Genomic DNA, 20,962 nt, shown 5'->3' on the forward strand with positions numbered 1-20,962 from the left:
ACCCGGAAGGCCACGGTCTTGTTCCTCCAGCGATTTTTGTTGTCTCGGTTTTTCAGTGACATGGTTACGTTCCCATCCTTTCAAAGTCCAGCTTGTCCGCCATCTCCGTCTGCCTTGTAGGAAACAGATGGGCGTAGCGGTAGGTGATGTCGATACTCTCATGCCCCACCCGGTCAGCGATTGCCAGGGCGGTGAAGCCCATATCAATCAGCAGGGAAATGTGTGAATGTCGGAGGTCGTGAATCCTGATCCGCTTCACTCCCGCCGCTTTCGCACCTCTGTCCATTTCATGGTGGAGATAGTGCTTGCTGACAGGGAAAATCCGTTCATTTGCCCCGGTGCTGTAAAACATCTTTAAGTAGTCCTCCATCTCTCCACAGAGGAATTTGGGCATCTTAATGACACGGTTGCTCTTTTTCGTCTTGGGGGTGGTAATCACGTCCTTGCCCTTGAGCCGCTGATAGGATTTGCTGATGGACACTGTACCCGCCTCAAAGTCGAAGTCTGTTGGGGTGAGGGCCAGCAGTTCCCCCTCCCGGATACCGCACCAGTAGAGCATTTCAAAGGCATAGTAGGAGAGGGGTTTGTCCATCATGGCGTCGGCAAATTTCAGATACTCATCTTTCGTCCAGAACAGCATTTCACGCCGTTCCTCCACCCCCATGTTCCCGGCCTTGGCCGCAGGATTGACCTGGAGGCCGTAGTAGCGGACAGCATGGTTAAAGAGGGCACTTAACTGATTGTGGACGGTTTTGAGATAGGTAGGGGAATAGGGTTTTCCCTTGGCGTCCGTCAACCCTCGGATCGCGTTCTGCCAGTCCATCACGTCCTTGGCGGTGATTTCCGACAGTTTGCGCTTTCCAAAATACGGCAGGATTTTCTTCTGGATGATGCTCTCTTTTGTCAGCCAGGTGTTCAGTTTCAGCTTGGGCTTCATATCCTTCTCATAGAGCTGGGCGAAGCTCTCAAAGGTCATATTTACGTCGGCCTGCTTCTGCATAAGGAACTCCCGCTCCCACGCCTGGGCCTCCTTTTTGGTGGCAAAGCCACGCTTTAACTTCTGCTGGCGCTCTCCTTTCCAGTCCGTATAGCGGAACTGGACGTACCAAGTGCCGTTGGCCTTGTTCTTAAACGCCGCCATAGGTTAATCACTCCTTTCGCTCTGGCCTCTTGTGCCATAAAATTTTTCGTGGAAGAATTTGCGGTCGATGCGGCCTGAAATGGTAATACAGCCCGTCTTTTTCAACTCCGCATTCATGGAACGAATCAGCTTATAGGCATAGGGGACAGAAACCCCTAATTCCTCCGCTACCTCGTCCACCCGCATGAACATGGTGCTTGCCATTGTGCGCTCACCTCCTTTCACGGCTCCAGGACTAAGCCTTTATGCTTAGCCTATTATAACTAAGCAAATTTGCTTTGTCAAGTGGCTTGCGGAATAATTTTTAACTTTTTTGTTTAAGATACTCTTGACTGTTACTAAGCGAATATGTTATACTACTTTCGACAGAAACCACCAGATAGGAGTTGGCATTTATGGCAATAGGAGAGCGCATCCATTTTTTCCGCACCCTCCGGGGTATGACACAGAAGTATCTTGGTATGGCGGTGGGCTTTCCAGAGCGTTCCGCCGATGTTCGTCTGGCACAGTACGAAACAGGCACCCGGACGCCGAAGGCCGATTTGACCGCTGCCCTGGCTCATACTTTAGATGTATCGCCCCAGGCGTTGAGCGTCCCGGACATAGACAACTACATAGGTTTGGCCCATACGCTGTTCGCCTTGGAGGATGTTTACAGTCTGAAAGTGATAGAGGCGGATGGACGTGCCTGCCTGCAAGCAGATATTTTCCAGGGAGGCCGTCAAGCCAGTGAGTTGAACAAAATCTTGATTGCGTGGCGGGAACAGGCGGCGAAGTTGGAGGCCGGGGAGATCACCAAGGAGGACTATGACCGCTGGCGGTACAACTACCCCAAGTATGACACCACCCAGCGGTGGGCCAAAGTCCCCTCGAAGGAATTAAGCGATGCTCTGATAAAAGGATTGAAGAAACAGAGAAAAGACAAATAGCAAAAAAGGTCTTGCCGACTGGTGAAAGTCAGCAAGACCTTTTTCTTAGGATATGGAGGATTTACCCGCAAGCCACCCGCTATACAGGAGTGAGCAAAGTAAATCCGGTTTTGGTATCTGCTATCAATTTGCTATCAAATGCCCCGTTTCCGCTTCAAAAACCCAGTGTTTTCAAGGCTTTGCGGGTTTTGTCAGTTATTCCCACTCGATCGTCGCGGGCGGCTTGGGGGAGAGGTCGTAGCAGACGCGGTTGACCCCCGGCACTTCCTTCAGGATGCGGTTTGTGATCTTCATGAGCACCGGCCAGGGCACCTGCTCGACGTCTGCGGTCATCGCGTCGATCGTGTTGATCGCGCGCAGGATGACCGGGTACTCGAAGCAGCGCGCGTTGTTTTTCACGCCGACCGATTTAAAATCGGGGACGACGGTGAAATACTGCCAGACGGTCTTGTCGAGCCCGGCGGCATGGAACTCCTCGCGGAGGATCGCGTCCGATTCGCGCACCGCCTCGAGGCGCTCGCGGGTAATCGCGCCGAGGCAGCGCACCCCAAGTCCGGGGCCGGGGAAGGGCTGGCGGTAGACCATGGCGTCGGGCAGGCCGAGGGCGGTGCCGCAGGCGCGCACCTCGTCCTTGAAGAGCTGGCGGAGCGGCTCAACGAGCTCAAACGCGAGGTCGTCGGGCAGGCCGCCGACATTGTGGTGGCTCTTTACCATCTTGGCGGTCTTGGTGCCGCTCTCGACGATATCGGGATAGATGGTGCCCTGCGCGAGGAAGTCGATCCCCTTGAGCTTGCGGGCCTCCTCCTCGAAGACGCGGATGAACTCCGCGCCGATGATCTTGCGTTTCTGCTCGGGGTCCGCGACCCCTGCCAGCTTGCCCAAAAACCGTTCGCTCGCGTCGACGTAGACGAGGTTCGCGCCCAATTCGTCGCGGAAGACGCGCACGACCTGTTCCGGCTCCCCTTTGCGGAGCAGCCCGTGGTTGACGTGCACGCAGGTGAGCTGGTCGCCGATGGCGCGCAGCAGCAGCGCGGCCACGACCGAGCTGTCCACGCCGCCCGAGAGGGCGAGCAGCACCTTGCGGGAGCCGACCTGTTTGCGGACGAGCTCGATCTGGTCGGCGATGAAGTTTTCCATGTTCCAGTTGGCCTGCGCCTTGCAGGTGTCAAAGACGAACCCGCGAAGCAGCTCCGTCAGCGCGGCGGGATCCTTCGGCCAATGGGGCAGGGCCTCGCCGCGCGCCGTGGGATGGTCGGCGGAAAGGGTCGGGATGCCGAGCGAATAGACCGCGAGGTCGACGTCGACGGGCGCGCCGTCCACCACCCGGTTGGGGCCGCCGTTCAGGAGGATGCCGCGCACGTTTGGCAGCGCGCGCAGCTCGTCCGGCGTGATGTCGTGCGGGTAGATTTCGCTGTAGACGCCCAGGTCGCGGACGGCCCGCGCGAGGACGGTATTTTCGGTGCTTCCAAGGTCCAGAATAACGATCATGTCCTGCTGCATATGCTGTTTTCCTCCCATGTCCTGCCGAGCCGGCCTCAGAGCCATTCGATGGTCGCGGGCGGCTTGGATGTGATATCGTAGACGATCCGGTTGATGCCGCGCACCTCGTTGACGATCCGGCGGCTGACGAGGTCGAGCACCTCGTAGGGGATGCGCGCCCAGTCGGCGGTCATGAAGTCGGTGGTGGTGACGCCGCGCAGCGCGACGGTGTAGTCGTAGGTGCGCCCGTCCCCCATGACGCCGACCGACCGCATGTCGGTGAGCACCGCGAAATACTGGTGGACCTCCTTCTCCAGTCCCGCCCGGGCGATCTCCTCGCGGAAGATCCAGTCGGCGTCCTGCAGAACCGCGACCTTTTCGCGGGTGATTTCGCCGACGATGCGCACGGCGAGCCCGGGGCCGGGGAAGGGCTGGCGGTCGACGAGGTAACCGGGCAGGCCGAGTTCCCTGCCGAGGGCGCGGGTCTCGTCTTTGAAGAGCAGCCGCAGCGGCTCGATGATCTCCTTGAAATCGACGTAATCGGGAAGCCCCCCGACATTGTGGTGGCTTTTGATCGTCGCGGCGTCCCCCGCGCCCGATTCGATCACGTCGGGATAGATGGTGCCCTGCGCGAGGTAGTCGACCCGCCCGAGCTTTTTGGCCTCCGCCTCAAAGACGCGGATGAACTCCTCGCCGATGATCTTGCGCTTCCGCTCGGGGTCGGTCACGCCCGCGAGCTTATCGAGGAAGCGGTCGCGCGCATCGACGCGGACAAAGTTGAGGTCATGCCCGCGGAAAGCCTCCTCGACCTCGTCCCCCTCGTTTTTGCGCATGAGGCCGTGGTCGACGAAGATGCAGGTGAGCTGGCCGCCGACCGCGCGGGAGAGCAGCGCGGCCGCGACCGAGCTGTCCACGCCGCCCGAGAGCCCGAGCAGCACCTTGCCGTCCCCGATCTTTTCGCGCAGGGACGCGACCGTGCTGCGGGCATAGTCGCCCATCGTCCAGTCGCCCTTCGCGCCGCACACCCGGTAGAGGAAGTTATGGAGCATGGCGACGCCGTTTTCCGTATGGAGCACCTCGGGGTGCATCTGTAAGCCGTAGAGCTTTTTTTCGGGGTTCTGCATCGCGGCGGTGGGGCAGCAATCGGTGTGCGCCGCGGCGGTAAAGCCCTCGGGCAGCCGGTCGATATAGTCGGTGTGGCTCATCCACGAGACGCCCTTGTCCGGCAGCCCCGCGAAGAGGGGGCAGGAGGTGTCGTAGTATGTAACCGTCTTGCCGTACTCGCGCGAATCGGGGCTGGTGACATGCCCGCCGAGGGTGTGGGCCATCAACTGGATGCCGTAGCAGATGCCCAGCACGGGGACGCCCCGTTCAAAGACCGCCGGGTCGATGTGGGGGGAATCTTCCTCGTAGACGCTGTTGGGGCCACCCGTAAAGATGATGCCGATGGGATTTTTCGCGAAGACCTCCGCAAGCGGGGTCCGGCTGGGGAGCACCTCGCAGTAGACCGCGCACTCGCGGACCCGGCGGGCGATCAGTTGGTTATACTGCCCGCCGAAGTCGAGGATCACGACCGTCTGGTGGTTCATATGGGTTCATCAATCCTTTTTTATCAGATACCTGCGGGAATACGTTTATTTTGCCACAAAAAGACGCAAAATACAAGCGGCAAGGAAACGATTGTTCCTGCCTGCGCGCCGTGCCGGGCAAAACCGGCGCGGGCGCGGAAAAAAAGACGGTCAAAGGAGGGATGGCGGAATGAAACGGCTGATTGCGGCCGCGGTGCTCGCGCTGGGCATGGCGATGCTCTGCTCGATGCGGGTGTACGCCGCGGGCGGGCAGCGGATTGTGACGCTGCCCGAGGGCGGCCCCTACCGGCTCGACGCGGCGGCCATCGAGCGGGAGACCGGCCCGTTTGAGGCGCTGGCGGTGACCCTCGCGCCCGAGGGGGACCGTGCGGTCCTCTTCTATGAGGGCGCGCCGCTGGCGCCCTACCGGGTGCTGAAGCGTTCGGAGGTGGACCGCGTGGCGGTCTTCGCGGCGAGGTCCGCCGCCGTCGGTTTCACGGCGCTTTCCTCCGAAGAGGACGCGCCCGGAGAGGCTCCCCGCATCCGGTGCATAAATCCCGATTTTTCCGGGCAGACTGATAACGGCGCGTCCCCACTGATCAAGGAGGTTGACTGGTTTGATCAATAAAATTGCGCTGATCCTGACCATCATCGGCGGCATCAACTGGGGCCTGATCGGCATCTTCCAGATTGACGCGGTCGCATGGCTTTTCGGAGGCTCGGCAAGCATCTTCAGCCGCATCATCTATACCCTCGTCGCCCTCGGCGCGATCTGGTGCATTTCGCTCCTCTTCCGCCCCGAAACGCGCGACGCGGTCTGACGGCGGCCCCAAAAAAGCGGCGGTTTTACCGCCGCTTTTTTATTTTCGCCGCCGCCCGGCCGTGAAAAACCGGAGGGCGCGGCCGGAAAATCTGCCCGCCGGGGTCCCCGAAGGTTGAAAAATCACCGCGGGAAGCGTATAATAATAGTACGGCAAAGGCAATGCGTACGGCCTGTGTAAAACGGGCGGGAAAGGAGCGGTTGTCATGGCGAAACGGGTGATCGTGACCATCGGGAGAGAGTTTGGCAGCGGCGGCCGGGAGATCGGGAAGGCGCTGGCGGATTCCCTCGGCGTGGAGTTCTACGACAAGGAGCTGCTCGAGGTTGCGGCGAAGGAAAGCGGCATCAGCAGGGACCTGTTTGAAAGCAACGATGAAAAACCGGTCAGCAGCCTGCTCTATTCCATGTCGGTCAATCCGTATTCCATGGGGAATCTGATGGGCGTGGACCATGTCCCGATCAACCAGAAGCTGTTTCTGGCGCAGTTCGACGCGATCCGCAAGATCGTCCGGGAGCGCGACTGCGTCATCGTCGGGCGCTGCGCCGATTACGCGCTGCGCGACGAGCCGGACTGCCTCAACGTGTTCATCCACGCGCCGCTCCAGTACCGCGTCGAGCGGGTCAAGCGGCTCTATGAGATGAGCGGCGGCGAGGCCAAGGACATGATCTCCAAAATCGATAAAAAACGCGCCGCGTATTACAACTCCTACTCGGACAAAAAGTGGGGGGAGATCGGCAGCTACCACCTCTCGTTCGACAGCAGCCTGTTGTCCACCGGGGACGCGGTGGAGCTGATCAAAAGCTTTGCGGCCATGAGGAAGTGAACGAAATACCCATGCGGTACAGCATCGACCGGTTCGAGGGGAATTTTGCCATCCTGGAGGCGGAAAACGGCGAGACGATCGGCGTCGAGCGCGCGCGCCTGCCCCGCGAGGCGGGGGAGGGCGACATCGTCGTCCATGAGATCGGCGAATTCAAGGTCGACGCGGAGGCGACCGCCGCGCGGCGCGCCCGCATCCGCGAAAAGATGGAGGCCCTCTGGGAAAAATAAACCGGTTATGTCGGGGCGGGACGCGCGGGTCGCGGCCCGCCCCTTTTCAGCCGCGGGCCCCGGCGGGCCCGCAATTTGCACGGATTGGATGAATGGGATATGATCAACTTTTTGCTGCGCCGCTTCGTGCGGGACAGCGACCGGGTGGAGGACCCGGAGGTGCGCGGACGGTACGGCGTTTTTTCGGGCGTGGTGGGGATCGTCCTCAACCTCTGCCTCTTCGCGGCCAAGGCGGCCGCCGGGTGGCTCACCTCGTCGATCGCGATCGTGGCGGACGCCTTCAACAACCTCTCCGACGCGGGCTCGTCGGTCGTGACCCTCGTCGGCTTCAAGATGGCCTGCGCCCCCTCGGACAGCGAGCACCCCTTCGGGCACGGGCGGATCGAGTACGTCTCGGGGCTGGCCGTGTCGATGGCCATCCTGCTCGTCGGGGTCGAGCTGGCGCGCGGTTCGATCGCGAAGATCCTGCGCCCCGAGGCGGTGTCGTTCAGCGCCGTGTCGGTGGTCATCCTGCTCCTCTCGATCGCCGTCAAGCTGTGGATGTGCTGGTTCAACCGCTCGCTCGGCAGCCGGCTCGGCTCCACCGCGATGAAAGCGACCGCCATGGACAGCCTCACCGACGCGGTCGCGACCTCCGCGGTCGTACTCGGGATCGCCGTCAGCTACTTTGCCAAGCTTAACATCGACGGCTGGATCGGCATGCTTGTGGCTCTCTTCATCCTCTATACCGGCTGGACCACCGCGCGCGACAGCCTCTCCCCTCTGCTCGGACAGGCCCCGGACGCCGCGTTCGTCCGGCAGATCGAGGAGACGGTGCTCGCCCATGACGAGGTGTCAGGGGTGCACGACCTCATCGTGCACGATTACGGGCCGGGCCGGCGGATCATCTCGCTGCACGCCGAGATGCCCTGCAACGCGGACATTTTGACCATGCACGACGCGGTGGACGTCATCGAGCTGGAGCTGCGGCACAAGTTCGGCTGCGACGTGACCATCCATATGGACCCCGTCGCCGTCGACCACGGCGAGATCGGCGCGCTGCGGGAGCGTGTGGAGGAGATGGTGCGCGGGATCGACCCGTCGATCTCGATCCACGACTTCCGCATGGTGAACGGCGTCACCCACACCAACCTGATCTTCGACGTGACGGTGCCCCACCGCTTCCGCCTGAGCGACGCGCAGGTCGCCCAGCGGGTGCGCGAGGGGGTGCAGGCGATCGATTCAAAATACTTCGCGGTCATCCGCGTCGAGCAGGCGTTCATCTGAGCCGCGCGCGTTGGCAAAATGAAAAAGAGGCGGGCGCTCCGTTTGGAGCGTCCGCCTCTTTTCCCGGAGCGGCCCGTTCAGGGCTCCTCCGGGTCCGGTTTTTCATTCCGGCTGCAAAATTCGCCGATCGCCTGCACCGTTTTGGAGAACTCCTCGTCCGTCTCAAGCGCGGCGATGCCTTCGTCGATCATCCGCAGGAGGTCGTCCTCCCGCCGGACCGGCTCGCTGCTCAAACTCATCCGTCCGCCTCCTTCCGCCCGCCCGGGCGCCGGGTTTTCCCCAGTTTAGCACATTTCACCGCGCGGCGCAAGGGACGCGGAAGCTTCCCGCCCACGGTTGCAAACCGGAAGGATTTGTATTAGAATAGAGGCGTCCCGAAAGGCGGCAAAGGGGGGATGGCATGGCGGATTCAATGATCACCAAGCAGGCGCTGGCCGCGTCCATCAAGGAGCTGATGGAGCGGGAGCCGCTTTCAAAGATCTCGGTGGGGGACATCACCTCCAACTGCGGGGTAAACCGCCAGACCTTCTACTACCACTTCAAGGACAAATACGAGCTTGTCAACTGGATTTACTATACCGAGACGGTCAAGCTCATGAGCAGCTTTTCCGACCGCGCCCACTGGACCGACGGCCTGGGCGCGCTCTGCCGCTACATGCGGGACAACAAGCGCTTTTACATCAACGCTCTGAGCACGCCGGGGCAGAACTCCTTCCAGGAGTACCTGCTGGAATTTGCCCGGGGGCTGGTCCGGTCGCTCGCGGAGGAGCTGCTCGGAGAAAGCCCGATCGGCGAGGAGGACCTCGAATTCATCGCCGATTTCTACGCGTTCGCGTTCGTGGGGCTCATCATGAAATGGGCCCGGCACGGCATGAAGGAGGAGCCGGACGGTTACATCCTGCGGGTCAAGGAGATGACCGACGCGAGCATCCATTACGCGCTGGAAAAATATAAGAAGGAATAAGCGTCCGCCGGCAGACCGGCGGACGCGAACCGGAAACGCCCGGCATCCGAAAGGATGCCGGGCGTTTTGCCGTTCAGATCACGTTTTCCGATCGCGGGGAGAGCTGCGGGCCGAGCGGCAGCGCGGGGTTGACGCGCAGCGCGCGGCTTCCCGGGGAGACCGCCTCGGCGACGGACTGCACGTCGCGGCGGAAGTCGATGAGCAGCAGCGGACGCCCCTTGCGGCGGCCGCGGTCGCCGTTCACCGTCCGGCAGAGCCTGTCCTCGAGGGCGGGCTCCCCGGTGGGGCAGCGAAAGCAGCCGTAGAGGCAGTGCCCGGCGCGCATCCGGTCGAGGAACGCTCCGTCCAGCAGGGCGTCGGCGGTCCGGGAGGTGCAGGCGGCCGCGAAGCCGTAGAACCTGCGGGCCGCGTGCAGGAGCCCGAAGGCCTCGGAGGCGTCCGTTTCGGGCGTGACGTCGACCGAGACGGCGAGGTTGGGGGCCTTTTCAAGCAGGGCGGCGGTCTCGGGGGTGATCTGCGCGGCGGGCAGCTCGGCGAAGAAGGCGCTCTCGGGCCAGCGCGCGGCGAGCGCGCAGGCCTCCCGCGCGTCGGCGCCGCGCAGCACGAAGGTATAGCAGCCGAGGGCGTTCGCCTCGTGCGGGACGGGGGAATCCGCCCGGGCGGGCCCGTCAAGCAGGAGCATCCAGGGCAGGTGCCCGCCCCGCGCGGCCTCCTCCTGGCGGAGCCGCCCGACCCCCCAGGTGAGCCCCGACGCGCCGAGGTTGACCCCCATCGCGCGCAGGGCGCGCGGGTCCACCCAGCTGACGGCGTCCGCGGCGAGCTGGTAATAGGGGGAGGCGGGACTTTGCAGCGCGGCGTGCGCCCGCGCGAAGAAGAGCTTCTGCTGCGGGCCCTTCGCGCAGCTGTCCCCGAGATCCACGAGGTTGCGCAGGCTGCGCTTTGGGTCGCGCGGAAGGTCGCGCAGCGCCTTGTCGACGATCCCGGCCACCACCGCGCGCAGCATCCGGTGCTGAAATTCCATGTCCGCGCCCTCCTCAAGAGTGTTTTCCGACCTTATTATATCCGCCCGATGCCGGCCGCGGTATAGACAAAAAGCGGATTTGTCAAAAAAAACGACAGTTCTGGGGAGGTGTCGTATTTTTAGACAGATGAAAAATCTGTCTAATTACATCGCGCGGGCCGGGTGATATATTGGGTATGGTTTAAGAAGGGGAGGCGCGGCTTGGCGCTTCCCGCATGGAATGAGGGGGTTTTGGCTTGCTCAAGAAATTTGCGCGGGCGCTCACGCGCTCGCCAAAGACGATCATCCTTCTCGCGCTGCTGCTGCTCCTGCCCAGCCTGTACGGCGCGATCAACACCCGCGTCAACTACGATATCCTCTCCTACCTGCCCGAGGAGCTCGATTCCTCGCAGGGGCAGGCGGTGCTCGAGGACACCTTCCACAGCGCGGCGACCGCGATGTTGGTCGTCGAGGGAATGCCCGCGCGCGACGTGGAAAAGCTGCGGGACGCGATCGAGGAGGTCCCAGGCGTGAGCGACGCGATGTGGATCTCCAGCATGCTCGACATCAGCGTCCCCAAGGAGATCCTTCCGGACGAGATCAAGGATATCTTCTACAGCGAAAAGGCGAAGGATTCAACGATGATCATCGTCCAGTTCGAGCACCCCGGCGCCTCCAACGAGACGCTGCGGGCGATCGACGAGGTGCGCGCCCTCTGCGACGAGCGGTGCTTTTTGGCGGGCGTGTCGATCTTCCTCAAGGACACCAAGGACCTCGTTGAACAGGAGATGCCCTTCTACACGCTGCTGGCGGTCGTTTTCTCGATCGTCGCCATGTCGCTCACGATGGAATCGGTTGTTTTGCCCTTCGTCTTTTTGATGGGCATCGGCTTTGCGGTGGCCTACAACTTCGGCACCAACATCTTTCTGGGGCAGGTCTCCTACATCACCAAAGCGATCGCCGCGATCTTACAGCTGGGCGTCTCGATGGACTACTCGATCTTCCTCTTTGACCGGTACGACGAGGAGAAGGAGCGGTTCGAGGACCGGCGGGACGCGATGGCGAGCGCCATCCAGGGTGCGTTCGTCTCCCTGTCCGGGTCGTCGACGACCACCGTGGCGGGCTTTTTGGCGCTCTGCGCCATGCGCCTCGGGCTCGGGCCCGACCTCGGGCTCGTGATGGCCAAGGGCATCGTCATCGGCATCCTCGTGGTGCTCGTCGTGCTGCCCTCGCTCATCCTCGTCTTCGATAAGCCGATTCACCGCTGGAGCCACCGGTCGCTCATCCCCGACCTGACAAGGCTCAACGACTGGATCATCGACCACAAAAAGACCTTCGTCGCGATTTTCCTCGTGCTCTTCGTGCCGGCGCTCATCATGCAGAGCAGGACGCAGATCTACTACAACATCGACCAGTCGCTTCCGGAGGACCTGCCGTCGACCGTGGCGACCAACAAGCTCAAGGACGAGTTCGACATGGCGACCACACACTTCGTGATCGTCGACGACAGCCTCCCCGCCTACCGGCTGAACGCGATGGAAAAGGAGATGGAGAAGGTCGACGGGGTGGAGGCGCTGCTCGCCTACAATAAATTCGTCGGCCCGGGCATCCCGGACAATTTCATCCCGCAGGAGCTCAAGGACATCTGCAAGAAGGACGGCAAGCAGATGCTCATGATCAACTCCCGCTACAAGGCGGCGCGCGAGGAGGAAAACGCCCAGATCGAGGCGCTGAATGAAATCGCCAAGCGGTACGACCCCGGCGCGCTGATCACCGGCGAGGGCGCGATGACCAAGGACCTGATGGACATCACAACGGTCGACATCCAGGTGACCAACGTGCTTTCGGTGCTGGCGATCCTGGTGATCGTGGGGCTGACCTTCAAGTCGTTCACCGTGCCGGTCATCCTCGTGGCGGCCATCGAGCTGTCGATCTTCATCAACCAGGGCATCCCGGCCCTGACCGGGACGGTCATCCCCTTCGTGTCGCCCATCGTCATCGGCTGCATCCAGCTGGGCGCGACGGTCGACTACGCCATCCTGATGACCACCCGCTTCCGCGAGGAGCTGCAAAACGGGCATGAGCGCGTCGAGGCGATCAAGATCGCCTCGAGCGCCTCGGACAAATCGATCATCACGAGCGCCTCGGTCTTCTTCTGCGCGACCTTCGGCGTCTCGCTCATCTCGAAAATCGAGATCATCAAGAGCATCTGCTCGATGCTGGCGCGCGGCGCCGTCATCAGCGCGCTGGTCAGCATCTTCATCCTGCCGTCGGTGCTGCTCGCCTGCGAGGGCTTCATCGCGAAGACCTCCCACAACTGGCGCAGCGACATCACCCCGCCGCCGAGAAAGCGGCTGGGAAAACGGCTCAAAGAGCTCCATGCGAAACAGGGGGAATCGATATGAAACCAAAGCACCTTTCCTTGCGCGCGCTCTGCGTGCTGCTCGCCCTTTCGGTGGCGGCCTCCACGCTGCTTTCGGGCTGCGCGGCGGCGTCCGCCGAGGAACCCGCCCAGCCTGCCGCGGCGCAGGTCCGGGCGGAACCGGAAAAGGAGAAGCCGGAGAATCTCATCGGCACCAAGAAGAGCGAGACGGTCTACGTCAATCTCGACCCGACCGGCCGCCCTTACGACACGGTGGTCACCGACTGGCTGCACAGCGACACGCCCGGCGTGACCTTCGAGGACGTCTCCGACCTCAAGGACATCGAGAACATCAAGGGGGACCGGGGCCCCCGGCAGGAGGGGGAGCGCCTGAGTTGGCAGCTCGACGGCACCGACCTCTACTACACCGGACGCACCGGCAAGGAGCTGCCGCTCGAGGTGAAGATCACCTACCGGCTCGACGGGAAGGAGTACGACCCGCAGGAGCTGGCGGGGAAGTCCGGCAGGCTGGAGATCCGCCTCTCCTTCAAAAACACCTCGAAGCATGAGGTGGAGATCGGCGGGGAAAAGACCGTCATGTACACGCCGCTCATGGTGGCGGCGGGCATGGCACTCCCGGACGACACCTTCGGCAACGTCAAGGTCAGCGACGGCTCGGTCGTCACCGACGGCAGCAGCCAGGTGGTCGCGATGGTCTGCCTGCCAGGGCTCGGTGACAGCCTCGCGCTCGACAGCTACAGCGTCCAGGAGCTGAACGACCTCGACTTCCCCGAGGAGTTCACCGTCACCGCCGACGTCGTCGACTTTGAGATGGGCCCGATCATGATCGCGGCCTCCCCCGAGCTGCCCGACCTCGACGACCTCAAAAAGAGCGACGAGTTCGACGACATGGAGCAGGATCTCTACGACCTGCGCGACATGCAAAACGACCTCGAGACCCTCGACCCCGACCGCGACATCCGTTCGCTGCTCACCGACCCCGAACGCACCGACGCGGCCAGGCTGATCATCGACGACGTCTTCGATTTCTACGACCTCAACAAGGATATCCTCGATATCCTGCCCAAATACGTCACCGACGAGAACGTCCGCCTCTACGACCGCATCGACCACGACCTGAGCGAAAAGGCGATGGGCACCCTGCTCGACGACGACGATCTCGCCGACCTCTTCGACCTCGTGGACGATTTGAGTCCCAACCGCTTGCAGGAGCTGGTGGACGACTACGACGAGCTGCAAAAGAACAAGGCGCTCAAGGCGCAGCTCGACCAGATCATCGCGCAGGCGGACCAGGGCGGCTTACAGACCCTGCTGGACGACCTCAAGACGGTCTACGCGGGCGTCAAAACCGCGCAGGCCTCCGACCCCGAGGGATACCGGGAGGGCCTCCAGGCGCTCCAGCAGTTCCTGGAGATCTGCCGGCAGATGAAGGCCCAACTGGAGGCGCAGCAGACCCGCCTGCAGGCGCGGCAGGTCGTCATGGGCTACATCAATAACCCCGACGCCGCCGGGAAGCTCGACGACGTCCTCTCCGGCTCCAAGCTGAATCCGACCCTGCGCGACGAGCTGGTGCGCGCCAGCGCGAACGGCGACATCGTCGATCCGGGCCACATCCGCCCGATCCGCAGGGAGGGCGACAAAAAGGCCGAACCGGTCACGAGCGAGCCGACTGTAAACGAGCCGGCCACAGACGAACCCACGACGAGCGAGCCCGCGACCGGCGAGCCCACGACGAGTGAGCCCACGACGAGTGAGCCCACGACGAGTGAGCCCACGACGAGCGAGCCCACGACGAGCGAGCCCACGGCCAGCGAGCCCGCCACAAGCGAGCCCACGACGAGCGAGCCGACCGCAAGCGATCCCGCCGCGAGCGGGCCGGTGGTCAGCGAACCGGAGGGCGTGACCGCGGTGCTGGCCGAGTACATCGAATCGTCCGGTGGGGAGGACGCGGGAGCCGCCGGGAAGGGCGAAGAGCCTCCCGCGGAAGAGAAGAAGGACCCGCCCGCCGGCACGGACGGCCCCTCCGGGGACGACGCGGACGGCAGCTCCGGCGAGGGCGGCGAAGGCGGCGGGGGCGCGGACCCCGCTCCCGCGCCCGACGACGGTTCCAAGGCGGACGACACCGTGAAGAAGCCGGTGGACGAGGACCGCATGGACGTCTATGCGGAGATCACCGGGACGACGGCCGGCTACTATGTGCTGACTGGCGCGATCGACGAATATTTGAACAAGGCGGGCGACGATGAACTGAAGGAGATCGTCGAAAGCGCGCCGCGCGCCCGCAGCGCGCGCAGCGGCGGCACGGTCCCGGTCCCCACCGAGCAGTACCAGCAGCTGATGGCCATGAAGGGCATGGTCGAGCAGATGGAAAAGCTGGTCGTGGCGATCGGCCCCGACGAGCTGCTCAAGCTGCTTGACGACGTGAACCGGTACGGCCCCGGCCTCGAGCAGATGGCGGGCCAGCTCCAGGGCACCGAGGTGCAGAAGTACCTCGACAGGATGCTCGGCCACCTCAAGGAGAACACCGACAACATGGAGACGCTCGTGCTCCTGCTCAAAAAGCTCGACGAGACCAACCTGCTCGACGAGGTGGAGAACATCGACGACCTGCGCGACGACCTTACCGACGCCCGCCCGATCATCAAGGCGCTGCGCCGCGATTTGAAGCGCACCGACATCCACAAGAGCCTGCACGAGTCACCCGAGACGATCACCACGCTGCTCCGGATGCGCGACGACCTCGACGCGCACCGCGACATCACCGAGACGATGCGCAACATGCTCCAGGATGAGAAGATTTCCCTCTCCCGCGGCATGATCGCCACCCTCGACCGCCTCAAGGACAAGGGCGCCGCGGACAGCGCGATCGAAAAGCTCGACGACCTCGACGAGCTGCTCGAACGCAAGGACCGCTACGTCGACCTCTCGAAGGAGTACGGCGTCTTCACCGCCGCGCCCGAGGGCCTCGACACCGACGTCAAGTTCGTCATGAAGACCGACGAGGTCAAGATTCCCGAACCCGCCGAGGAGACGGCCGCCCCCGTCGAGGAGAAGCAGGGCTTCTTCGGCTGGCTCAAGGGCCTCTTCACCTGAGCGGAAACCGAGTAAAAGGCGAGGGCCGCGGCGTCTGCCGCGGCCCTCGCCTGGTGTTATTCAGAATTTGCGGGAGAAGATGTCGTTTTCGGTGAGCAGGCTTTCCACCGTGGGATATCCCAGCCGGCCGAGCAGCTCGATCACATAGGGGTTGTCGATCGGCGTGGGGCTGGCCGCGTCGCCGCCGTAGGCGTCCACGTTGCGCTCCCCCTCCTCGCGCGGGATGATCCGCTTGGGGCCGCCCACACAGCCGCCCACGCAGCCCATCCCCTCGAAGAAGTTCGCGTCGATCTTCCCCGCGAGCAGATCGTCGATGAGCGCGCGGCAGCCGGGCACGCCGTCCGCCTGCCGGGTGCGCATCGAAATTTTGCGGTGGGGGTTGAGCCGCTCGACGGTCGAGCGGACCGCCTCGCTCACCCCGCCGGTGCGCGCGTAGATGCGCCCCGCGCGGGAGGAGTGGTCGCGCTCGCGATCCTCCAACGCCGCCGGGTCGATCCCCGCCGCCGCGAAGATGTCCCGCACCTCCTGGAAGGTCAGCACGTAGTCGACCGCGCCCACAAGGTCCTTTTCGCGCGCCTCCGCCTTTTTGGCGATGCAGGGGCCGACGAAGATGGTCAGCGCGTCGGGGTGCAGCGCCTTGACCGAACGGCCGCAGGCGATCATCGGGGAGACCGACGCGGGCAGGTGGGACTGCAGCTCGCTGTAGATCTTGCGGATCATCGCGATCCACAGGGGGCAGCAGCAGCTCGTGAGCTGGAAGTCGCCCTCCCGGGTGATGTTCTTGTCAAACTCGAGCGCCTCCTTGAGGGTGAGGATGTCCGCGAAGAGCGCGACCTCGATCATCCCGTCGAATCCGAGCCGCAAAAAGGCGCTGCGCAGCATGCCGGGCGTGACCGCCTCGGAGAACTGGCCCATGAAGGCGGGCGCGACGAGCGCGTAGACGGGGCCCTCGTGACGGCGCACCGCCTCCATCGCGGCGACGGCGTCCCGGCTCGCCTCGAGCTTTTTGGCGGCGCACGCGTCGATGCAGGCGGAGCAGCCGACGCAGCGGGTCACGTCGATGGCGACCCGCCCGCCCTCTTCGGGCGCGGAATGGATCGCGTCGAACGCGCAGGCGCGTTCGCACGCGCCCTCGCCGGGCGCGCAGCCGCATTCGCCCGTCCGCCAGACGAGCGGGTGCTTTTGGGGATTCAAGAGGCAGTCGAGCTGCTTGGGATCGAAGTCCTGCTGGGTGCGGATGTATTTGATCGCTTCGGGCAGGTTGCTGCGCGCCTGCGCGGCGAGCAGCGTCTGGTAGAGCTCCTGGAAGGTTGCCATGGCGTTCACACTCCTTGCGTTTCTTCCTTTAGGATATCCAATGCGGAAGGTTTCATCAATGGGAAGGGACGCAGAATTCACATTTTCTTCATAAAAAATCCCAATCTAAACAAAATTTCCCCGGTAAACTGGACATAAGCTAATAAGGGAGTCGTTTTAAATCCCAGGTCAACACCGCGGGCGCAAGCCCTGGCCTGGGGTCCGTGTGAGGTAACAAGACTTTTAGCGTGCCGCAGGCATGTTGAAGGTCTTTTTTATTGTGAAGCAATAAAAATGGCCGTATATTCGGACGGCTATTTTTTGATAGTTCTATCGTCTGCGGACAACAATAGCTCTGACAACAGTTTGAGGGAGTGTGGCAATTGTTTACTCAGAAGGATATCCGGCAGACCTGCGGGGAGCTCGGCGTGGACCCCGCCAGGGGGTTGACCGCGGCCGAGGCGTCGGCGCGCCTCCAAAAGCACGGGCCCAACGAGCTTGCGGAAAAGAAGCGCAAATCGAAGCTCGCGATGTTCCTTTCCCAGCTCAACGACCCGATGATCTACATCCTCTTTGCCGCGGCGGCGATCTCCATCTTCCTGCGGGAAGTCTCCGACGCGGTGATCATCCTGCTCGTTGTGCTCTTAAACGCCGTCATCGGCATGACGCAGGAGGCCAAGGCGGAGCAGGCGCTCGAGGCGCTCAAAAAGCTCTCGAGCCCCAACGCGCTCGTGCGCCGGGACGGCAGGCTTTCCGAGGTGCCCGCCGCCGGCCTCGTGCCGGGCGACATTGTGCTGCTCGAGGCCGGACGGGTGGTCCCCGCCGACCTGCGCCTCCTCCAGTCGGTCAACCTCAAGGTGGAGGAGAGCGCCCTCACCGGGGAATCGGTGCCCGCCGAAAAGGACGCCGCGTTCGTGGCCGAGGGGGAGCCGGGCATCGGCGACCGGGTGAATATGGCCTTTTCCTCGACGAGCGTGGCCTATGGGCGGGGCGAGGGGGTCGTGACCGCCACCGGCATGGATACCGAGATCGGGCGGATCGCGGCGATGCTCGCCGGGCAGAAGCAGGAGCTCACCCCGCTCCAGAAGCGGCTGGCCGACCTCGGCAAGATTCTGGGCGTCGTGGCGGTCGTCGTCTGCCTGGCGATGTTCGGCATCGCGGTGCTCCAGCGCCGCGACATCCCCGAAATGCTGCTGACCGCCATCTCTCTGGCCGTCGCGGCGATCCCCGAGGGCCTGCCCGCCGTCGTGACCATCGTGCTCGCGCTCGGCGTCCAGCGGATGGTCAAGGTCAACACGATCGTGCGGCGGCTGCCGTCGGTCGAGACGCTCGGCGCGGTCAGCGTCGTCTGCTCGGACAAGACCGGCACCCTCACCCAGAACCGCATGACCGTCACCAAGGTCTGGCTGGACGGCGTGCTGCGCGGCGTAAGCGAGCTCGACTACGGCCGCGACCGGGAGTTCGTCACCGGCTTTGTGCTCTGCAACGACGCCTCCACCGCGGACGGCGCGCGGGTGGGCGACCCCACCGAGCTCGCGCTGCTCGACATGGGCGCGCCGCTCGGCGTGAGCAGGGAAGGGCTCGAAGCCGGGATGCCGCGCGTCGGCGAGCAGGCGTTCGACTCCGACCGCAAGATGATGACCACCGTGCACAAAACCGGCGCGGGAACCGTCTCCTATACGAAGGGCGCGACCGACATCCTGCTCGCCCGGTGCGAACGCATCTTTGAAAACGGCGCCGAACGCCCGATGACCGGCGCCGACCGGGAGGAGATCCTCGCGGCGGCGGGCGAGATGGCAAAGCTCGCGCTGCGGGTACTGGCGCTCGCGCGACGGGAGGGAAACGAAGCCGCCGAGGAGGAGCACCTCTGCTTCGTCGGCCTCACCGGCATGATCGACCCGCCCCGCCCCGAGGCGAAGGCGGCCGTGCGGGAATTCAAAAACGCGGGCATCCGCACCGTCATGATCACCGGCGACCACCGCGACACCGCGCTTGCGATCGCCAAGGAGTTGGGCATCGCCGAGCGGGAGGAGCAGTGCCTGACCGGCGCGGAGCTCGCGGAGATGTCCCAGGAACAGCTTGACACGCGGGTGGAGGATCTGCGGGTGTTCGCACGCGTCTCCCCCGAGCATAAGGTCATGATCGTGAAGGCGCTCAAGAGCCGGGGCCACATCGTCTCGATGACGGGCGACGGGGTCAACGACGCGCCCTCCCTCAAGGCCGCGGACATCGGCGTGGCGATGGGGATCACCGGCACCGACGTGGCCAAGGGCGCGGCGGACATGGTGCTCACCGACGACAACTTCGCCACCATCGAAAAGGCGGTGCGCGAGGGGCGCGGCATCTACGCCAACATCAAAAAGTCGGTGCTCTTCCTGCTCTCCTCCAACTTCGGCGAGGTGATTGCGATGTTCGTATCGATCGCCGCCGGGCTGGCCGCCCCGCTGCGCGCGATCCACATCCTCTGGGTCAACCTCATCACCGACAGCCTGCCCGGCCTCGCGCTCGGCGTGGACACCAAGGCCCCCGGCATTATGAAGCAGCGCCCCCGCGACCCGCAGGAGAGCCTCTTCGCGCACGGCGGGTTCGCGCTCACCCTCTTTTACGGCGTCGTGATCGCCGGGATGACGCTGGCCGCCTTCCTCTATTCGCCCATCCGGATGCTTACTTTGGCGGGCGCGCCCATCTCCTTCGGCGGCATCCGCGCGCTGCTGGAAAACCCCAGCGTCCTCATCCACGCGCAGACCTACGCCTTCGTGACGCTCGCCACCTCCCAGCTTTTCCACGCCGTCGGCATGCGCGACGTCGACCGCTCCGTCTTCCGCATGAACCACCTCGAAAACCGGACGATGCTCCTTTCCCTCGCCGTCGGCGTCGGCCTCCAGATCGCTGTCACCGAGGTCCCCTTCCTGACGGCCGCGTTCGGCACCGTCGCGCTCTCCTTTACCGAGTGGGTCGACCTGTTGCTGCTCGCGCTGCTGCCGCTCGTTTTCCATGAGGTCAGGGTGCTTTTTAAATGGATTTTTGGGAGATTTGCCGCTCGGTGAGCGGCGGAGGCTGCCGCGCTGCGACGGCCCGCAGGCCTAGTACCGGAGGCGTGTCCCGCCGACGGCCGCCCGGCGGAATCCTCTTGAGTTTACCGTGCTGCGCCCGGCGGGGCTAAGACGGGAATTGCCGCTTTCCAAGCGGCAAGAAATACGAGCGCGTTCCGCCGCGCGCCACGGGTTCCTTTTCGGACGGACGAAAAGGAACCAAAAGTCCGCCTAAGAACCCTCCGCCGGGTTCTTAGGAATCTCCGGGAGTACCTTGCCAGTACCCGCCGGTTACCGCCGCTCCCCACGGGTACACCAGCTGAAGGCTCAATTCAGGTTGCGGACGCTCCCAATGGGTGGGAACGGAAACTGAGTGCTTGTCAGTGGGCGGTATCATACAACGGAAAGAAAAGAGGCGGGACGCTATTGCGTCCCGCCTCTTTTCCTTCCTCTTCCACACGCCCGCTTACGCCGGGGAGGTGCGTTCTCCGGGTTCCGGCGGAGCAGCCATTCCAGGCGGATTCCCCAGATTTTGTTTTTCGGTAGTTTCACGCATACTTTCATTGTGCCCTCCCTGTTATTACAGTATATGCTGTCAATTGTAGCGCATATTGTTCCTATAATCAAGACAATTGCAGGAACGGATGGGAACAACAGGAGGGCGCTATGGGCCGGAAAATGATGAAGGACGGGTATGTTGGCCGTAACATTGCACAGGTGCGGGAAACGCTTGACTGGTCGCAGGAAAAGCTCGCTGTAAAATTACAGGTCGAAGGCTTGGACGCTTCACGGTCGACCGTCTCAAACATGGAGAACGGGTATCGAAATATCTTCGCCCATGAGCTCCCGATGATCTGCCGGGCGCTTGGGTGCCGCTATGAGGACCTTTTGGGGCCGGTGCGCCGGCCGGAAGAGAGCGGCGAGTGAAAGGCGGATATAC

At 63.2% G+C, this 20,962-nt stretch carries 18 protein-coding genes; 11 read left to right on the forward strand and 7 right to left on the reverse strand.

The features are described from left to right. Positions 1-64: 64 nt before the first annotated feature. Entirely contained in the window at positions 65-1,141 is a 1,077-nt protein-coding gene (locus RCI06_RS10235) for a site-specific integrase (protein ID WP_306575988.1), read from the reverse strand. Positions 1,142-1,144: 3 nt separating this feature from the next. Then, a complete protein-coding gene (locus RCI06_RS10240) occupies positions 1,145-1,345 on the reverse strand; it encodes a DNA-binding protein (RefSeq protein WP_033524007.1) in 201 nt (66 codons plus the stop codon). Between the two features lie 191 nt (positions 1,346-1,536). On the opposite strand from RCI06_RS10240, the gene RCI06_RS10245 reads away from it, so the two are divergent. After that, entirely contained in the window at positions 1,537-2,070 is a 534-nt protein-coding gene (locus RCI06_RS10245; RefSeq protein WP_055081003.1) for a helix-turn-helix domain-containing protein, read from the forward strand. A 195-nt stretch (positions 2,071-2,265) separates the two neighbouring features. Here RCI06_RS10245 and guaA (RCI06_RS10250) read toward each other — a convergent pair whose 3' ends face one another. Both guaA (RCI06_RS10250) and guaA (RCI06_RS10255) read right to left on the reverse strand, forming a co-directional pair. After that, positions 2,266-3,570, reverse strand: a complete 1,305-nt coding sequence (guaA, locus tag RCI06_RS10250; RefSeq protein WP_306575992.1) for a glutamine-hydrolyzing GMP synthase — start codon at positions 3,568-3,570, stop codon at positions 2,266-2,268. Between the two features lie 35 nt (positions 3,571-3,605). Next, on the reverse strand, positions 3,606-5,138 hold the full coding sequence (guaA, locus tag RCI06_RS10255; RefSeq protein WP_101549601.1) for a glutamine-hydrolyzing GMP synthase: 1,533 nt from the start codon (positions 5,136-5,138) through the stop codon (positions 3,606-3,608). Between the two features lie 169 nt (positions 5,139-5,307). Between guaA (RCI06_RS10255) and RCI06_RS10260 the strand changes: the two genes are divergently transcribed. The 5 genes from RCI06_RS10260 to RCI06_RS10280 all read left to right on the forward strand — a co-directional run bounded on the left by RCI06_RS10260 (position 5,308) and on the right by RCI06_RS10280 (position 8,254). Then, on the forward strand, positions 5,308-5,745 hold the full coding sequence (locus RCI06_RS10260; protein ID WP_101549604.1) for a hypothetical protein: 438 nt from the start codon (positions 5,308-5,310) through the stop codon (positions 5,743-5,745). Continuing rightward, the gene (locus RCI06_RS10265) at positions 5,735-5,938 is read left to right on the forward strand and encodes a DUF378 domain-containing protein (protein WP_101549606.1); all 204 of its coding nucleotides are present in this window, start codon (positions 5,735-5,737) and stop codon (positions 5,936-5,938) included. Before RCI06_RS10260 ends, RCI06_RS10265 begins: the two co-directional genes overlap by 11 nt. A 205-nt stretch (positions 5,939-6,143) precedes the next feature. Beyond that, on the forward strand, positions 6,144-6,761 hold the full coding sequence (locus RCI06_RS10270; RefSeq protein ID WP_101549608.1) for an AAA family ATPase: 618 nt from the start codon (positions 6,144-6,146) through the stop codon (positions 6,759-6,761). Beyond that, positions 6,758-6,988: a DUF3006 domain-containing protein gene (locus RCI06_RS10275; protein WP_243107464.1), complete on the forward strand. Its 231-nt coding sequence runs from the start codon at positions 6,758-6,760 to the stop codon at positions 6,986-6,988. Before RCI06_RS10270 ends, RCI06_RS10275 begins: the two co-directional genes overlap by 4 nt. A gap of 99 nt (positions 6,989-7,087) precedes the next feature. Then, complete coding sequence (locus RCI06_RS10280; protein WP_101549612.1) at positions 7,088-8,254, forward strand: cation diffusion facilitator family transporter; 1,167 nt, start codon at positions 7,088-7,090, stop codon at positions 8,252-8,254. Between the two features lie 77 nt (positions 8,255-8,331). Here the strand turns inward: RCI06_RS10280 and RCI06_RS10285 are convergent, their stop codons facing one another. Next, positions 8,332-8,493, reverse strand: a complete 162-nt coding sequence (locus RCI06_RS10285) for a hypothetical protein (RefSeq protein ID WP_172439169.1) — start codon at positions 8,491-8,493, stop codon at positions 8,332-8,334. Between the two features lie 161 nt (positions 8,494-8,654). On the opposite strand from RCI06_RS10285, the gene dhaS reads away from it, so the two are divergent. Beyond that, positions 8,655-9,218 (forward strand): dihydroxyacetone kinase transcriptional activator DhaS, encoded by a 564-nt coding sequence (gene dhaS / locus RCI06_RS10290; RefSeq protein ID WP_101549614.1) that lies wholly within the window; start codon positions 8,655-8,657, stop codon positions 9,216-9,218. Between the two features lie 73 nt (positions 9,219-9,291). Here the strand turns inward: dhaS and RCI06_RS10295 are convergent, their stop codons facing one another. Continuing rightward, positions 9,292-10,239: a hypothetical protein gene (locus RCI06_RS10295; protein WP_306575995.1), complete on the reverse strand. Its 948-nt coding sequence runs from the start codon at positions 10,237-10,239 to the stop codon at positions 9,292-9,294. Positions 10,240-10,475: 236 nt separating this feature from the next. On the opposite strand from RCI06_RS10295, the gene RCI06_RS10300 reads away from it, so the two are divergent. Both RCI06_RS10300 and RCI06_RS10305 read left to right on the forward strand, forming a co-directional pair. After that, entirely contained in the window at positions 10,476-12,623 is a 2,148-nt protein-coding gene (locus RCI06_RS10300) for an RND family transporter (RefSeq protein ID WP_101549618.1), read from the forward strand. Then, positions 12,620-15,694 carry a hypothetical protein gene (locus RCI06_RS10305; RefSeq protein WP_306575997.1) on the forward strand — a complete coding sequence of 1,025 codons (3,075 nt, stop codon included), beginning with the start codon at positions 12,620-12,622 and terminating at the stop codon, positions 15,692-15,694. The genes RCI06_RS10300 and RCI06_RS10305 overlap by 4 nt, the downstream gene beginning before the upstream one ends. A gap of 60 nt (positions 15,695-15,754) precedes the next feature. Here the strand turns inward: RCI06_RS10305 and RCI06_RS10310 are convergent, their stop codons facing one another. Next, positions 15,755-17,011: a [Fe-Fe] hydrogenase large subunit C-terminal domain-containing protein gene (locus RCI06_RS10310; protein ID WP_121587349.1), complete on the reverse strand. Its 1,257-nt coding sequence runs from the start codon at positions 17,009-17,011 to the stop codon at positions 15,755-15,757. A gap of 362 nt (positions 17,012-17,373) precedes the next feature. Here RCI06_RS10310 and RCI06_RS10315 point away from each other — a divergent pair, with 362 nt between their 5' ends. Both RCI06_RS10315 and RCI06_RS10320 read left to right on the forward strand, forming a co-directional pair. After that, entirely contained in the window at positions 17,374-20,037 is a 2,664-nt protein-coding gene (locus RCI06_RS10315) for a cation-translocating P-type ATPase (RefSeq protein ID WP_306575999.1), read from the forward strand. Positions 20,038-20,688: 651 nt separating this feature from the next. Next, on the forward strand, positions 20,689-20,949 hold the full coding sequence (locus RCI06_RS10320) for a helix-turn-helix domain-containing protein (RefSeq protein ID WP_306576001.1): 261 nt from the start codon (positions 20,689-20,691) through the stop codon (positions 20,947-20,949). Positions 20,950-20,962: the final 13 nt, after the last annotated feature.

The sequence above is a fragment of the Anaerotruncus massiliensis (ex Togo et al. 2026) genome (genome assembly GCF_030825285.1).
Classification (GTDB): Bacteria; Bacillota; Clostridia; order Oscillospirales; family Ruminococcaceae; genus Anaerotruncus; species Anaerotruncus massiliensis.